This window comes from Sinorhizobium fredii USDA 257 (assembly GCF_000265205.3).
In the GTDB taxonomy this organism is placed as follows: Bacteria; Pseudomonadota; Alphaproteobacteria; order Rhizobiales; family Rhizobiaceae; genus Sinorhizobium; species Sinorhizobium fredii_B.
Window position 1 is genome coordinate 5029927 of record NC_018000.1, and the last position, 15839, is coordinate 5045765.

The 15839-nt window shown below is 59.1% G+C and carries 14 protein-coding genes; 7 read left to right on the top strand and 7 right to left on the bottom strand.

Translation table 11 applies throughout. The features are described 5' to 3' along the window. Nucleotides 1-10 precede the first annotated feature (10 nt). The 6 genes from USDA257_RS23570 to tnpC all read left to right on the top strand — a co-directional run bounded on the left by USDA257_RS23570 (nucleotide 11) and on the right by tnpC (nucleotide 7899). Entirely contained in the window at nucleotides 11-2233 is a 2223-nt protein-coding gene (locus USDA257_RS23570) for a Mu transposase C-terminal domain-containing protein (RefSeq protein ID WP_014765507.1), read from the top strand. Between the two features lies 1 nt (nucleotide 2234). Continuing rightward, nucleotides 2235-3236 (top strand): ATP-binding protein, encoded by a 1002-nt coding sequence (locus tag USDA257_RS23575; RefSeq protein ID WP_014765508.1) that lies wholly within the window; start codon nucleotides 2235-2237, stop codon nucleotides 3234-3236. Then, entirely contained in the window at nucleotides 3227-5095 is a 1869-nt protein-coding gene (locus USDA257_RS23580) for a TniQ family protein (RefSeq protein WP_014765509.1), read from the top strand. The genes USDA257_RS23575 and USDA257_RS23580 overlap by 10 nt, the downstream gene beginning before the upstream one ends. A gap of 356 nt (nucleotides 5096-5451) precedes the next feature. Beyond that, complete coding sequence (tnpA, locus tag USDA257_RS23585; protein ID WP_014761245.1) at nucleotides 5452-5919, top strand: IS66-like element accessory protein TnpA; 468 nt, start codon at nucleotides 5452-5454, stop codon at nucleotides 5917-5919. Then, a complete protein-coding gene (tnpB, locus tag USDA257_RS23590) occupies nucleotides 5900-6253 on the top strand; it encodes an IS66 family insertion sequence element accessory protein TnpB (RefSeq protein WP_014761246.1) in 354 nt (117 codons plus the stop codon). The genes tnpA and tnpB overlap by 20 nt, the downstream gene beginning before the upstream one ends. A 53-nt stretch (nucleotides 6254-6306) precedes the next feature. Continuing rightward, the gene (gene tnpC, locus USDA257_RS23595; RefSeq protein ID WP_014761247.1) at nucleotides 6307-7899 is read left to right on the top strand and encodes an IS66 family transposase; all 1593 of its coding nucleotides are present in this window, start codon (nucleotides 6307-6309) and stop codon (nucleotides 7897-7899) included. 173 nt (nucleotides 7900-8072) lie between these two features. Here tnpC and USDA257_RS23600 read toward each other — a convergent pair whose 3' ends face one another. Both USDA257_RS23600 and USDA257_RS23605 read right to left on the bottom strand, forming a co-directional pair. Beyond that, nucleotides 8073-9170 carry a DUF4062 domain-containing protein gene (locus USDA257_RS23600; protein WP_048657432.1) on the bottom strand — a complete coding sequence of 366 codons (1098 nt, stop codon included), beginning with the start codon at nucleotides 9168-9170 and terminating at the stop codon, nucleotides 8073-8075. A 42-nt stretch (nucleotides 9171-9212) separates the two neighbouring features. Further along, entirely contained in the window at nucleotides 9213-10364 is a 1152-nt protein-coding gene (locus tag USDA257_RS23605; RefSeq protein ID WP_014765511.1) for a hypothetical protein, read from the bottom strand. A 307-nt stretch (nucleotides 10365-10671) separates the two neighbouring features. Between USDA257_RS23605 and USDA257_RS23610 the strand changes: the two genes are divergently transcribed. Continuing rightward, the gene (locus USDA257_RS23610) at nucleotides 10672-10974 is read left to right on the top strand and encodes a DUF718 domain-containing protein (RefSeq protein ID WP_223843370.1); all 303 of its coding nucleotides are present in this window, start codon (nucleotides 10672-10674) and stop codon (nucleotides 10972-10974) included. 69 nt (nucleotides 10975-11043) lie between these two features. On the opposite strand, the gene USDA257_RS23615 is transcribed toward USDA257_RS23610, so the two are convergent. The 5 genes from USDA257_RS23615 to USDA257_RS23635 form a co-directional block, all read right to left on the bottom strand. After that, nucleotides 11044-11787: an adenylate/guanylate cyclase domain-containing protein gene (locus USDA257_RS23615; RefSeq protein WP_014765513.1), complete on the bottom strand. Its 744-nt coding sequence runs from the start codon at nucleotides 11785-11787 to the stop codon at nucleotides 11044-11046. Nucleotides 11788-11868: 81 nt separating this feature from the next. Beyond that, nucleotides 11869-12246, bottom strand: a complete 378-nt coding sequence (locus USDA257_RS23620; RefSeq protein WP_014765514.1) for a DUF488 domain-containing protein — start codon at nucleotides 12244-12246, stop codon at nucleotides 11869-11871. A 69-nt stretch (nucleotides 12247-12315) separates the two neighbouring features. Next, the gene (locus USDA257_RS23625) at nucleotides 12316-12714 is read right to left on the bottom strand and encodes an EF-hand domain-containing protein (protein ID WP_014765515.1); all 399 of its coding nucleotides are present in this window, start codon (nucleotides 12712-12714) and stop codon (nucleotides 12316-12318) included. Between the two features lie 34 nt (nucleotides 12715-12748). Further along, complete coding sequence (locus USDA257_RS23630) at nucleotides 12749-14191, bottom strand: pyridoxal phosphate-dependent decarboxylase family protein (RefSeq protein WP_014765516.1); 1443 nt, start codon at nucleotides 14189-14191, stop codon at nucleotides 12749-12751. A 74-nt stretch (nucleotides 14192-14265) separates the two neighbouring features. Beyond that, entirely contained in the window at nucleotides 14266-15705 is a 1440-nt protein-coding gene (locus tag USDA257_RS23635) for an FAD-binding oxidoreductase (RefSeq protein WP_014765517.1), read from the bottom strand. Nucleotides 15706-15839 lie beyond the last annotated feature (134 nt).

Genomic DNA, 15839 nt, shown 5'->3' on the forward strand with positions numbered 1-15839 from the left:
AGGAACAGACATGAATATGATTTTCCGTCCCTCACCTTCGAAACAGTTCTTCCACACCCTCGTCGGGATGTCCCCGGCAGACCGCTATGAATGCAAGGAAACCAAAGAGAACTTCATCCCGCTAACACGCGATGGCGTCGGTTATATCCTTCAGTCCGAGATCAACTCTGAGCGCAAAATCTTTCTCGCTCACGCGGAAATCTATGCCGCACTCGACAGCAGAAGGGCCGAAATCCACTACGGCTACAACAGTCCGGCCCAGCAGTTGATCCGCAACATCTTTGGCGACAAAACCTGGGAAGAGTTCGCCGCCAAGGACCGCGACATCGCACTGTACCGCGAGCAAATGGTGCTGATGTACGATGACGAGTGCGAGCAAATTGGCAAGCGGCTGCCTTTCTCAGAGAAGGTGCTAGGACCAAAGCTCAAGGAATACACGAGCACCATCAACTCCAGACTTGTCAATGACGCGGCCCAAGAAGGGCGCGCGGACAGCGTTTCCGATGTCAAAATCTACAAACGGCCCACGGCGAAAACCTTCAAGCGCTGGCACGACCGATATCACGCCTGCGACATGGACGTCATGGCGCTGCTTCCTCGTCACCACGGGCCAGGATCGAAGCTTTTCGCCTTCAATCCCCGCGCTATCGCATTCGCGCACGATCAGGCCCGGGGTTATCTTGATCGCAGCCGCCCTAAAAAGGCGGACGTTTATCGACGGTACCTTGCCGCCTTGAAGACGGAGAACGAGACACTTCCCGCGCACCTGCGGATGGAGAAGGTCTCTCGCAAGAAGTTCCAGGCCATGATCTCAAACTTCGACGCCTTCCACGTCGTGGCCAGCCGCTACGGTGAAAAATACGCCGTCAAAAAATTCATGGCTATCCGTCGCAGCTTTACCATCGTCGCTCCCGGCCAGCGGATCGAAATGGACTTCGTCAATGTGGACCTGGTCTCCCTTCTCGTCGAAACCGGAATCTGGAATGTCCTGCCACCAGACATTCAGGAGAAAATTCCGCGTGTCCGAATTTATTTCGGTGCGGCGATCGACGTTGCGACACGCTACATCGTGGCTTTCAAGGCAAGCCTGAACCCAAACGGCGCGGCAGCGGTTGCGGTCATTCGCATGATCATGAGCGACAAGCGCCATCTGTCGACGTATGTCGGCGCGCAGACGCCGTGGATCGCGAAACTCAGACCCAAGTTTATCGCGCATGACAATGGCTCCGAATTCATCGCCAAGCGCACCCAGAACGTCTTGAGGCTCGCCAAGATCGAGGCCAACCGTCCTCCAGCGGGCCAACCCGCCTTCCGCCCCTTCATCGAGCGGCTATTTCACACCATCGGTCTTCTGGTCGCCCCCTACTTCGATGGCCGCACCTTCCACAACGTCGTCGAGAAAGGCGACTACGACCCCCAAAAGCATGCCTCCCTTCTGGTGGAGGAGCTCATCAAGGTCTTCATCCTGGCGATCTGCGACATCTATCACAACAAGCCCCATGAAGGCCTTGGTGGGAACACACCACACAATGCTTGGGTGGATGCCTGCAAAGAATACGAGGTCGACTTCCCCCCTGGCGCTCAGGAGATGCTTCACATCTTCGGCCACACCACCCAGCGTCGCGTGTCGCCGTATGGTGTGACGGTGATGGGGATCACTTACGACGATCCCGAGCTCCAGCGACTGCGGAGGAAGCACGGCGAGGCCGACGTCTTGGTCAAGTTCGACCCAGAATGCGCGGCGCACGTCTCGTTCAAGTCCGACAAGGGCTGGTTCGTAGCCCGCAATACCGTCGGTCTCGACGACGATGTCACCTTTGCAGAGTGGATCACGGCCCGCAACGAACTTCGTTCCCACTACGAGACAGCTGCCGAGCAAGGCATCAAAATCATGTACGAGGCCATCAATCGCCTGCGTGCTACTGGGGAGGCGGCATCCCTTCGTGCCGGACTTTCACCTCGCATTCCGACGGCCGCCGACTTCCTCAAGTGGGAGAAGGAACTGTTCGGCGGGTGGACCGCGGTCTCATCAGATGATGCTCCGTCACTACACCACGTAGCGCCAGCCTTCGATGATCCGCTTCGCATCGGTGAAGTCATGAACCGCCCCGATCTGTTTAGCCACGACCGGATGGAGGAGCCTGCCGACGTGCAGACCGATAACGACGACGAAGACTTCGCCGACTTCCATGGCGTCACCTCCAATTTCGCTCAATACGACGAGGACTATTGATATGACCCACAAAACAGTTGAGTTGCGCGACCTTCGAGTCCTTGAGGACACCCGATACGTCTCCTTCAAACGCTGCGAACATCTTCGCCATCGAGTTCAGGAGCTCTGGGACCATGCAGAAGTGTGCCTTCAGGGTGGAGGCAGCCGTCGCCGCATCCTTGCCGTCATCGGTGAATCAGGAACAGGAAAGACGACGTCGCTCCGGCGTGTCTTCAACGATTTCGGCGGGTTTAAACGCTACCGCAATGAACAGGGTAAACTGGTCATCCCGATGATCAGCGCCGAGGTGCCGCGGCCCTGCACGAACAAGGACCTGGCCATTCACATGCTGAACCAATTGGATGTGCCCGCAAACCATCGGGCCAATGAGTATGACCTATTCCAGGCTCTCAAATCTCAGTTACGTGAATCCGGAACGATCCTCGTCCATCTCGACGAAGCCCAACACCTGCTACAAGCCGATACGGCGGCGGCTGTACGCAGACTTCAGGACCGGCTCAAAAGCCTGATCGCCATCCCTGACTGGCCGTTGCATCTGATCCTCAGTGGCGTTTCGGAGCTGGCAACGCTCTTCACAGGTGATCAGCAACTGGCAAACCGCTCCACGGTAATGCGATTCGAGAACTTACTCTTCCCCGGGGACAAGGCGGTTGTGACCATGATCCTGCGCGACATCGTGGTGGATCACTGCAGATTAGAACTGGCTGATCAGTTGCTGACCGACGACTTCCTCGGTCGTCTGGTCAGCGCATCGGGTGGCGGAATCGGCACTCTGATCGAATTCATTCGCGCCGCCTGCTACAAGGCCCTCTCGAAAGGCCATGTGCGCCTCCACACGAAGGATTTCGCTTTCGCCTACGGCCGCTTTTCCGGAAGCCGTGACGTCGACAACATCATGACGGCCTCCGCCTGGCAGGACATTGACCGCGGCAATGCCCTCGTCGATCTCCTGCCACTCCCCACCAAGAGCAAACCCTCAAGAAAGTCGAAGACATGGCACTGAGGAACGTTGTCGACTATCACGCTGGTGAGACCCGCTTGGGTCTCACCTCCCGCCTTGCCATGGCCAACGGCTTTCCATCCATGCGAGACTTCGTTGCCATTACGGGAACGTCGCCCCACGCCATCAATGTGGGCGAGCCTGCAGCCGTTGCCATGTTGTCCCAATGGTCCGAATTTGATGCGCCGCTTCTATCGTCCTGGGCAATCGGGACCTTGGAAAGGGGGGCAACATGGAGGCTTGGCAGCGCACTTATGAGCCGGGACATGCGACCCGGCTACACACATCGTTACTGCCCAAAATGCGTGGTAGGCGACCTCGCTAACGGCACCGGGCCGACGCATCTTCGCCCCTTCATGCGGGTTTGGTGGACGACCCGGGCTATTCTCAACTGCCCGGAGCATGGATGCCCGATCAAGGAAGCCAAGACCGATGTTCATCACGCCGGCGACTTTGCATTGTTCATCGCCAAGCATCTTCCGCAAATCGAAGCAGAAGCCAGAGACGCGCGAATGTCGCCGTCGTTCGAGGTGGACAAGTACGTGGCCGCGAGGCTCCAAGACATCCCGGCGAGCACATTCCTCGACAGCCTCGAAACATACGTGGCCGTGGACCTCTGCCGAAACCTCGGCCGCTTTCAGCAGGCAAACAGCATCGGCGGCGAACTTCCCGCCGTTGCCTTGACGGATATTGAGAGGGGCTACGCGATCGCATCTCAAGGTCCGAGCAGGATCGAGACCGTGGTCGCCGACGTCATTGGCCTGCGGAAACCGTCGGCAGGTGAATTTCAAAGCGTATTCGGCAGCCTGCGCGAATGGCTCTTGCGCAACTATAAGCGGGAGGAATTCGAGGGCGTCGTGAAACTCTTCCAGGACTTCGCCGAAAGATATCTCCCAATCGGCTTGGCAGAGACATTCGTCCTCCCCACCAGCCGGAGATTTCTCCATTCGGTGCGCTCCGCAAGCTTCGAGTACAACATGATGGAGGATCGGGTCTACAATCTCGTCGTTCAGGCTGGCCTTGTCGAACCATCGGAACTGACGAGCGGCAGAATCTACTTCGACGCTGACCGTGGTCATGAAGTTTTGACCGCAGCCCTCGAAACCCTCACCACATCGGAAATCGCAACGATCTTCGGCACCGACATCGATACCGTGAGGTCGATGCTCGACGCCAATCTGATGCCGCGGGTCGAGGCGTTCGGGAATTCTCGCGTCTACTCCCGCGTCAGGAAGCAAGACGTCGACGCTTTCCTCGAAAGGCTAACTGTAGACATCGCCCGGGATAACGAACTTGCTAGGCTGGATGATCTGGCCAATGCATGCCGTGTCGCCCGATGCAAAAAATATGAAATCTTCGAACTGGCGTTGAACGGCGAACTACCCAGCCTTCGCCGGTCCCCCGAGAGCGGTCTTCTCTGCTGCTACCTGGTCGATCCCACAGAACTCCGTGCGGGCATTGAAGCCAAGCGCCGTAGGACTGCGAAAGAAAAGCGGCATGACAAGACGTCTACGCTATTTGCTGGAAACCAGCTCCTCTATTGGACCGAGGTCAGCCGTCGGCTGAGAGCTTCCGGTATCACCGGACTGACACTCCTAAAACTCGGGTTTCTGCAAGGCGTCGATGCGGTTTGTCCAAGGACATGGCTTCGAAAAAAGTATGTCACGCTAAAATCGCTGGAAAAGTTCGAGCGGACTCATGTCTCACTTTGGTCACTTGCCGCGCAGCGCGGAATCTCTCCGCGGAAACTGCGTCGGGAATTAGACGCAAAGGGCATTCGGCCAATCTTCGATCAAACCGTCACCGCCAGTCGGCCGTCACTCTTCTATCGGAGAAAGGACGTTCGAGACTTCCTTCAATAAAGCATAAACATCACTGCTGAACTGCCAGGGGGCTCGCGAAGGCGGGCCCTTTTTCTTTGCCATGACGTCAAATCCGGGCTGAAATGACCAGACCTATCAGAACATTAAGCCGTCACCTTTTTGAAGGGCATCCAAAAAAGTGAGTAAAATCAAGGAATGGCATGGCTCTCAGCGACAAACCAACGGAGCGCTTTCACTTTGATCTCGCAAAGAGTGGCACCATGCGTAGCGGAACTCGAAACGCTGCACAGAAAATATTCTAAAAGATCAATGATAGTAAGCGCGAATTTCCCCGCACCTTCTGTGATGGTGTGAGCTTTGGCATTTGGTGTCCACCTAAAGGAGGTGGACACCAAATGATGGAAGAAGGTCAAAAGCTTGTCGTGCGACTCGTTGGTCGGAATGGACGACGCCGGTTCGATCCAGCATCGAAAGACCGTCTTATTTCGGCCTGCCTTGAACCTGGCGCATCAGTATCGAAACTTGCGCTCGAACATGGGGTCAACGCGAACCTCGTTTGGAAATGGATAAAGAAGGCCAAGGAGTTCCGTGCTCTGCCGCCGTCTTCGACATCGGCTTTTCTTCCGGTTCAGATCACCGCGGCGAGCAGCCTGCCAATGCAGAGCAGCGCGTTTGCGTTGGAGATGCCTGCCACGGATGGTGAAGAGCGACGATCGCAATCGGAGAGGATCGACCGGCTGTCCTCTCCAGCCAAGGTGAGCGCGTCACTGCCGAACGGTGTGAAGCTGACGCTGGAATGTAGTGATGTGGACGTGTTGGCAGCAATAATCGGAGCGTTGGGTCATGTTCAGACTGGGCGCTGACCTTCAGGTCTACCTGCATCGCGAACCGATCGACTTTCGGGCTGGCATCAACAGCCTTGCAGTTCTGGTCCAGGAGACGATGGCGCTCGATCCGTTTGCTCCAGCGGTTTTTGCGTTCTGCAATCGCCGTCGCGACCGGATGAAGCTCTTGTTCTTCGACCGATCGGGCTTTGTGCTGGTCCTGAAGCGGCTGACCGAGGACAAGTTCCGATGGCCTCGCCGTGAGGTGGCGGTGGTCACGGTGACGACCGAGCAACTGCACTGGATCCTCGACGGCATCGATATCGATGCGATGGTCCGCCACCCGGTGCGGCAGTATCAGGTCGCCGGCTGAGGGTGGCGAATTGAGCTGTTGACGTAGGGTAGCGGTTCAGATTCAAAACTACGATGAATCGAACCGGCGAACCGAGCGTTGCAGAGCTGATGGCGCAGTTGGCGGCCAATGCTGCCGAAATCGCCGCGCTGAAAGCCGAGAAGGAAACGCTCTCGCAGCGGGTCGTCAAGCTGGAGGAAGAGCTGGCGCTTGCACGGCTCCATCGCTTTGCGCCGCGCAGCGAAAAGCACGTTGATCGCATCTTCAACGAAGCCGAAGAGGCTGCGGACGAGGATGGAGCGGACAGCCACGAGAGCGAGGTCATCGACATTCCGGACACAGGCCTGCCGCCTGTCGAAAGCACGACGGGTCAGAAGCGTGGCCGCAGACCACTACCGCAGAACCTGCCGCGCGAGCGCGTCGAGTATGACCTTCCCGACGATCAGAAGGCTTGTCCTTGCTGCCGTGGGCAGATGCACCGCATGGGCGAGGCCGTTACCGAGCAACTTCATATCGAAGTGAAGGCGAAGGTCTTACAGAATGTGCGGTTCAAATATGCATGCCGCCATTGCGACCGCACCGGGATCAACACGCCTGTCGTGACCGCGCCGATGCCGGTGCAGCCCTTGCCGGGCAGCATCGCCACGGCCTCGACATTGGCCTTCGCACTCGTTCACAAGTACGTCGACGGCACACCGCTCTACCGTCTGGCGCAGACCTTCGAACGCGCCGGTGTTCCTGTCAGCCGTGGTGCTCTCGGCCACTGGGTGATCGGTTCGAGCGAGAAGCATCTGCATCGCATCTATGACGCGCTGAAACTGCGGCTCAGGTCGCAACCCCTCATCCATGGCGACGAGACGACCGTTCAGGTCCTGAAGGAAAAGGACAAAGAGGCCACCAGCACATCGTATATGTGGGCCTATCGGAGCGGCGACGACAGTGACGAGCCGATCGTGCTTCTCGATTATCAGCCGGGCCGCGGCCAGATTCACCCCCAGACCTTCCTCGGCGATTACCGCGGCATATTGATGAGCGATGGTTACACCGCCTGGCGCACGCTGGATGGCGCGATCCATATCGGATGCATGGCCCATTCGAGGCGGCGCTTCGTCGATGCCCTCAAAGCCAGAAAGAAAGGCGGCGGTCCGCCCGAGCAGGCTCTCCGGTTCTTCGAACAACTCTATCGGGTTGAAAGGCAAGCACGAGACAAGAAGCCTGATGCCGGCGAAACGAAGGCCGACAGCGTTCGCCGATTCCGACAGCAACACAGCATACCCGTCCTGACCGCTCTCAAGGTATGGCTCGACGAAATCGCGCCGAAGGTCATGCCGGACACCAAGCTGGGCGATGCTGTATCCTACACCCTGAACCAGTGGGATTATCTGACGCGCTACACAGACGATGGCAGGATGCCGATCGACAACAACATCTTGGAGCGCGACATCAGAGTTTTTGCGACCGGCAGAAAGAGCTGGCTGTTCAGCGATACCACCGACGGAGCCAAGGCCAGCGCCGTCATCTACAGCCTCATGCTGACCTGCCGTGCCTGCGGCGTCGAGCCGTTGACGTGGTTGCGCCACGTCCTTACCGAATTGCCTCAACGCGCGGGCGATGCTGATATCGACGACTTGTTGCCCTTCAACTTCACACAGACTGCCACCGCCTGACCAGATGCCGTTCCCAACGCAAGACGATCCGTCGAAATCGCCGGCGTCAATGTGCGGGGAAAATCGCGCTTACCAATGATATGACGCATGCGTAGAGTAAAGAAGCGGAACGCGGCGAGCGCAGCGAATACCATCCACAATATCGGCCTGCCAAAATTACGAGCCTTTTATGCCTAGATGTCATCCTCTGGCGTCACTTCTTCTACTGCACCACTGGCGCCCAATTCGGCTGCCTCGTTGTCCGACCGGATCGCACGAAGTCGCGTCATAACTTCGTCCCCATATGGAGTTAAGGTCCAATAGGTGCCCGAATCCTTGACGCTTCTCGCCTTCTCACTCTTTGCGATGAGTCCTAATGCCCTAAATTGAACCTTCAACGTCTGGAAATCATCATCGTTGATGTCAAATCCTCTCAGTTCATAGCGCTTAAATTCGTCGCGGTCGCCCAACATGGCATGCGCTCTCTCTGCGAGTAGAGAATTCAGCGCGCTCTTCAATTCATCATCAGTGGACTCATGAATCATGCGAGGCGCTACCGTCGCAAATAAATCATTCCACGTTATTAGTATGTTGGCATTGTAGTGGGCATGATCCATGTAGCGCCCCGACTCGCGTGTTGAGAATCGATATCGGACTCGATGATCCTCCTCACCCTGCGCCAGCCCCTCAGTTCCCTCTGGAGCAGATTTTCGCATTCGCTGCAATTCTGACTTAAGGTCTTCAACCTGCCGCCGCAATTTCAGCAATTCCAAAGTGGCATCCCGATCCGGCACCTCATTGGCCCGAACCCAGCCGACTGCGGGATTGGCTTTAATCAACTGGATCAGGCTGCGGCTCACAACAGAACCAAGTTCGTGCGCGGTATCCCAGTGCTTGCAGAGTTTCTTTTCGACTAGGTGGCGAAACTCTTTGAGTTTTTGGCGCCCCTCTTCCGTGGCTTCCGTCTTATTCGCGACGATTTTTCCCGGATCCCGGTGAAGAAACGCGACTGTGGGCTTACCTATCTCCAAGGCGTAGCGGTACTCCATTTCGGTATAACTCAGGCCATCTGGACCGAGTGAGCCGTACCGACCGCCGAGGATCAGAGCGTAGTAATCGCTATCGTCAATGACCTTCCTGATCAAGTTCCATTGAGTTTCATTTGCAGCGGGAAAAAGTTCCATACCAGCCGGGAGACAATCCAACTCCAACAGCGCGTGCATAACTTCTTGCCGTTCGTGCTCCAAGTCCGCGAACGTGCTGCTTACAAAGACCTGATAACGTTTTTCCATTCGCCATTATATCGATTTAACTTACCACTACGTTGAAATTATTTAGAATGATACCGACATATTCGGAAAGTACACTGATATGGGTGTATCCACTACGTGGTCCGGTTCCAGCGCACGGCGCACTTGGTTTGCTACTTCTGACCGATAGGAATCTATGCGAGGAGCGAAAGCATATATGTCCGAGGTATCAACATGTATGGTGCGCATTTGGTTGACATCGAACGGGACCTTTTCGGTGGCCCTGACTACCTGAACTATCGGCAATTTAACCGCGTGCCGTAGCGCAAGCTCGTAAAAGACGTTGGGATTGTGAAACGATAGGTCAGCGATTACCAAACGTGAGCGCATTATGTACTCGATGATTTGCCGTGTGATGACGCCCGGTTTATCGATCGCGTCTGCTCGAATGACCTTCAGTTGGAACGGCTCAAGCGCCGGCTCAATGATCGTACCGAGAAATAAATCAGAATGCTTCCTGGGCTCGCTGCCGTCCTCACCAATCGGTGCGATGTAAAAGCAGGTGCTTTCGAACTGAGCATGGTCGGATGTTACAACGCTCCTCGACGTCACCGGCATCGCACGAGCAGTAGACATCGACGTACCGGCAGGAAGTCCATCAAGCATCATGTCAAGCGATACAATTCGCTCGGCACCAGACAAGGTTCGAAGCAATCCTACAAAGCGAAGATTTACGACGAAGGTATCTACAGCCTCTGCGGCATGAGAAGCGTCGATCCCAATGTCTTTCGCGGCGTCCATAAGAACGGCGTGCGCGGGTAGTTTATTGCCGACAAACTTCTCATACAACTTTTGGAAAGGTTCAATTGCAGTGATCGCCAGATGCGCTTTCGCGCGGGCTCGCTCTCGCTCAGGCACCTGATCGTCAATGGCCTTTAAACCGTCAGCGGTCAACTCAATGCTTTCTGCCTGCATTCCACCCTTAGTGAGCCCATATTTGCCGGAGTTAATAATCAACTGCCGGGAGCCGCCGCTCTCCGGGGATTTGCCCAATTGGTCGAAAAGCGTGAGGCGTTTGACGGACTGCCCACTGCCAATCCTGAAAACAGCCTTGGCAAACTCAAGCGGTTCTTCGAATGTGGACGCGGGGAAGGAACGCTGCGACCTGCGTCGCTTCAGTTCAGCCTCTGTCTTGGATTGCTGCTCATTGGCACCCTCCTTATTCTTCCCAGCCATATCGTTCTCCATCGAAGCCCACAAAGTATTGAATGACTATCAAAAATTTTGCTGCACAACTATAGAGATATGTGCAATTTCCCACAGGGGGTGTACACCTCCCGCACCCGCTGATCCGCTTAAGCGCCCGCACAACATGGCCCCACCTCTCGACGTTCGTACGCCGCGAGCGTTCAAATCCCGCGCAATAGCAGCCAATAGTACCGCGGCCCACGAAGTTCTGGATCTCTACCTGAATGCGCAGGCAAATGCGTCCGCTTGCTCGACACCCCGGCCATTAATTCCCCACGAGGCACCACGTGCGCGTTTGGCAGCGATTGCCACCTTGGTGCGTTCGCTGATCATCTCGCGTGATTTTTCGCGACAGCAGCCATGTCAATTCTTAGACATCGGCGCGGCTTGGACGGGCTTGCGTCACGCCAGCATCATCAAGACCGGTGAGGGGCACTACTGCATAGTTGCGGAATGGGAGAGCATGGAGGCGCTGGCCGCCGCTCGATCTCAGATGATTGCCACGCTCGACAGCTTCCGCGACTCCCTGGAGGATCTGGGTGGTGGCTTCGGCGTTACCGACCCGGCATCAGGGCCGGTTGTCTTTTCGATAAAATAGCGGCCGGAGGGCTCGGAAGCGATCCGCGCAATTCGGGCGCGAGTCCGAAGCAATTGTGATCGGAAGGTCTCAGCTCTTGAGTAAGACGTGCGCCGGCACCGGATGCTCGATGCCCTTGAGCCTGAACGCGCGCGTTTGTGTGCCGGCCATCCGTTCCGGCGCCTGCGCCGCAGCTTCGGCCGAGACCAATATCTCGCCTGCAGCGGCTTGGGATTCAAGCCTTGCGGCCAGATTGACCGCACTGCCAATTGCCGTGAAGTCGCTGCGGAAGGTTGAGAACTCGCCAATCTCGACCTGACCGGTATGAACCCCGACGCCGACGCCGAGCGCCTCGACCGAAGCTTCATCGATGCGCAAGTCCAGGCTCTTGAGAGCCGACGTGCAAGCTCGCTGGATATCGAGTGCTGCCGCGACGGCAGCGTCAGCATGATGCTTGATCTTGATCGGAAAGTTGAAGATCGCCATCAGGCCGTCGCCCATCTGCTTGTTGACGATTCCGTCGTGAGCCCAGACCGCCTGAGCACATCGATCCTGGAAGACGCTGACGATTTCACTCAAAGTTACCGGGTCCATCCGCTCCGAGAGGTTAGTGAAACCGCGGATGTCGGCGAACAGGATGGTGGCGGTGGCAGAGATATGGCGCTGCTTCTTGACGTATCGAAAGGAACGCTCGCAGATCGTGCAGATATTCGGGTTCATCTTGCTCCGGGTGATGCCGAATGCACGAAACGGAAGCGCCAGCGGACCTCGGATCGGGATTGGCATGTGCATCTGATCCCAGCAGCCACGGCAGATGCGAGCGGTCGATTCCATCTGAACGGTCCTCCCGGTTTGTTCGGCCTATCGGCTAGCGTTGGTGTGACGGCGTCTGCTTCGTTCGTGCGATCCGCACATCTAGGATGCTGAGTTCCCACCCCGATTCTTCTCCAGCCACGCCTTCAGTGCAATCGCATTGTTGTGGCTCTCATCCCGCGCCGCATAAAGCAGCGTCACCGGGCCTCCTCTGAGCTGTTCGCGCAGTTCTTCCAGCGACGCCTGTGCCGCCTCGCCTTCAAGCTCCTCGGCATAGGCGTCGCAAAACGCATCCCAATCCTCCGGCTTGCCATGAAACCGCTTGCGCAGCGCGTCGCTCGGGGCGATGGTCTTCAGCCAGAGGTCGATCCGCGCCTTGTCCTTGGCCATGCCGCGCGGCCATAGGCGGTCGACGAGAATGCGAGTGCCGTCCGACGCTTCCGGCGCCTCGTAGACGCGCTTCAACTTCAGTGATGCCATCCGATCCCCGCAAGCATTCCGGGCGGGCCATCACCACCCCCGGAACAGGACAAACTTAGCGGACCTCCACTAGTTGTGGAAGTACGTCTGAATTTCTTCGGGCGTGACCTTGCCGTCGCGGTTGACGTCCACCTTGTCGAAGATCCGCTTGTGGATGGTGCTGATCTCCTCGAAGGAAAGCGCGCCGTCATTGTCCGCATCGGTGATGGCGAACATGATCTTCATCATCTGCCGGTGCATCCCTCCGCGCATCCGCATCCGCTCGCGCATGCGATCCCCGCGTCGGCCATCGCGCATTCCGTCGCCGCGGTCCATATCCGGCCGATCCGCTTGCGCGTCCTGGTCCTGGTCGGGCGTTTGCCCGGCCGGCGGAACCGGTGCGGGCGTCTGCGCGGCAGCGAAGCTCGCTGGGCTGACGATCATCAGCGCGGCAAGGGCGGCCACTATTGGCAATCGCATCGATGACATGGCATTCCTCCTTTTCGATGCAGGCCTGACGGACTTACGGTACGGTTTCGCACCCGGTGGCGGCGTCGCCCGTGTCGCTCACCGCCCGCCAGGCGGCGACAATGGCATCCGCCGCCATTTCTCCGGCGCTGTCGTCGGTCAGCCACGAGATGACCGACACACGCATTACCTTTCGCCCACGCCAGTTCGCGCCGCCGGCGAAGCAGACGCCGTCGGCCTGCAGCCTCTCGACAGTCCGTTGCGTCAGCCGGTCGGCCTCCTCGTCCGCTCGGCCCGCGCCGAAGCGGACCATGAACTGGTTGAGCACGACCTCGTTCAGAATGGCGATCCCCTCTTCGCCGCGCAGACGATCGGCCATTTGACGGGCGATCCGGCAATGACGCTCGATCATCGCCGCAATGCCCTTTCGGCCGAGATGCTTGATCATCGCCCAGGTGGCGAAGCCACGGGCGCGGCGCGAAAGCTCCGGCACGAAATGGCTGGGGTCCCGCTCGCCCTCGTGGCTCGGCGGCAGATAGCTCGCCGCGATCGTCATCGCACGGCGATGGGCGTCCGCGTCATGGATGATGGCATAGCCGCAATCATAGGGCGTCTGCAGCCATTTGTGGCCGTCGGTCGCCCAGGAATCGGCTTCATCAACGCCCTCGGCCAGCCGCTTCCGGGCACTGGCGCGGGCCCAGAGCCCGAAGGCGCCATCGACATGGACCCAGGCGCCGATGCGCCTGGCGATCGGCATGAGTGCGGCGAAATCGTCGAAGGCGCCGGTGTTGATCTGCCCGGCCTGCAGGATGACTATCGACGGGCCGGAGACCCTGGCCGCCGCCTCGCCGAAGTCCGATGTGCTGATGCAGCCCATCTCGTCGGTCTTCAGGCGAGTGACGCGGTCGTGTCCGAAGCCCAGAAACTGCAGTGCCGAGAAGACCGTCGCGTGCGCGTCGTCGCCGATCAGCACGGTGACCGGCGGCGCGCCGAAAAGACCTTGCGCTTCGGCGTCCCAGCCGACGCGCCTCAGGACCTCGCCGCGCGCCGCGGCAAGGCAGACGAAGTTCGCCACTGTCGCGCCGGTCGCGAGGCCGACGGAACTTTCCCGCGGCAGGTCGAGAAGGTCGAGCAACCAGCCGGCGGCGACGGCTTCGCTTGCCGCCGCAGCCGGTGCGGCATGATGGTTGCCGGCGTTCTGGCCCCAGGCGCTGGTCATCCAGTCTGCCGCCACCCCGACCGGATGCGAGCCGCCGATCACCCAGCCGAAAAACCGCGATCCCGTCATGGCGTGAAGGCCGGGCTCCGCTTTGGCGGCAAGCGCATCGATCACCTCGGGGCCGGACGCCCCCTCCTCCGGAACCGGCTCGCGGAACGCCTCCAGCGAGCCGAGATAGGAGACCTGCGGCCTTTGCTGACGATCAGAAATAGTGTCGCGGAACCGCACGGCATGCTCTGCCGCGCGGCGAAAAAGATCACCGACCGATCCGTCATCCATGCGGCGGCTCTCCTCCAACTGTGGGTCACGCGCCGCGCCTGACCCATGCGCCCGTCAATGAACTCCGGTCCCGTTCACGCCGCGCCGCGCAGCCCGGTCGGACGGACGTTCTGGTTCATCCGGAACAGGTTCTGAGGATCGTAGCGGTCCTTGACCTCGACCAGACGCCGGTAGTTGCCGCCATAGGCCGCCTCGACCCGGTCGACTTCGTCCTCGGGCATGAAGTTGATGTAAGCAGTGCCGGCGGCATGCGGCTTGGCTGCCTCGAAGAGCCGCCGCGCCCATTCGGTGCAGGCCCGGTCCATTTGCGGTTCTTGCCAGCGGGCGTGAACATTCATGATGAAATGTGAATTGCGCTGCGGGAAGGCGGTCTCCTCCACTGCGACACGGCCGGCGGCCCCGCCGACATGGGCGATGAAGATCTCGCATTCCGGCCCCGGCAATTGCCGGACGGCATCGAGCAGGATGCCGATCGTCTGATCGGAAAGCTCCATGAAATCATGGCTCTTCCAGTAGTTGCGGGCGCCGGGCGCGAGCAGCGGATCGAAGGCCTGCTGCCAGGCGACAAAGGGAACGGGGCCGACGACATCGGCGATCGGCTCACCGATGGAACGCAGGTCCGCGGTTGGCTTCTCGCCTGCTTCGGGGTCGCCGCAATAGCACATGGCCAGCAGCAGAACCTCCCTGCCGTGCCACTCGGCAGGAAGGAAGGGCAAGGGCGGCGCCTGCCGCATCACGGCCCAGCAGGTGAGTTCGTCCGGTGCGGTCTCAAGCGCCTGCCGGTATTGCTTGAGCACACTTTCCGCTTCGGCGAAGGGATGCACGACCAGCCCCGCGACAACGTCCGGGCCAAGTTCATTGAGCGCGAATTCGAAGGCCGTGACGACTCCGAAATTGCCGCCACCGCCGCGGAGCGCCCAGAAGAGGTCGCGGTGTTCCGTCGGGCTGGCACGCACCAGCTCGCCGCTCGCCGTCACCACATCGGCCGAAAGCAGGCTGTCGATCGTCAGACCGAATTTGCGCGCGGTCCAGCCGAAGCCGCCGCCGAGCGTCAGGCCGGCGATGCCGGTTGTCGAGTTGATGCCGGTCGGCAGCACCAGGCGGAAAGCCTGGGTTTCCTTGTCGACGTCGGCCAGCGTCGCGCCGGGCTCGACCCAGGCCCGTTTCGTCGTCTGGTCGACGCGCACCGATCTCATCGGCGAGAGATCGATCATCAGGCCGCCGTCACAGACGGCATTGCCGGCGATGTTGTGACCGCCGCCACGCACGGAAACCAGCAACTGGTTCTCCGCCGCGAAGCGAACCGCATTGATGACGTCGGAGGCGCCGGCGGCGCTGACGATCAGACCGGGCCGGCGGTCGATCGTCGCGTTCCAGATGGTGCGCGCCTCGTCATAGGCCGGGTCGCGCGCGTCCAGCACTCGGCCGCGCAACCTCCCCGCGAGAGCCTCGATGGCCGCGGCGCTGATCGTTGTCTTTCCTGCTTGCAGATCGGTGAGGCTCATATCGTTCATGATTCGATCCTCCCTCGTGAACCATGCCCCAGCGGGCGGCATTCTGCGCCTTTGCCGGGCGGTCGGCAAGCGACGCCGGCCGCCGCGACCTATACTCCTTTGGGGTTAGCCGGCGGCAGCGCGGCACCGCAATT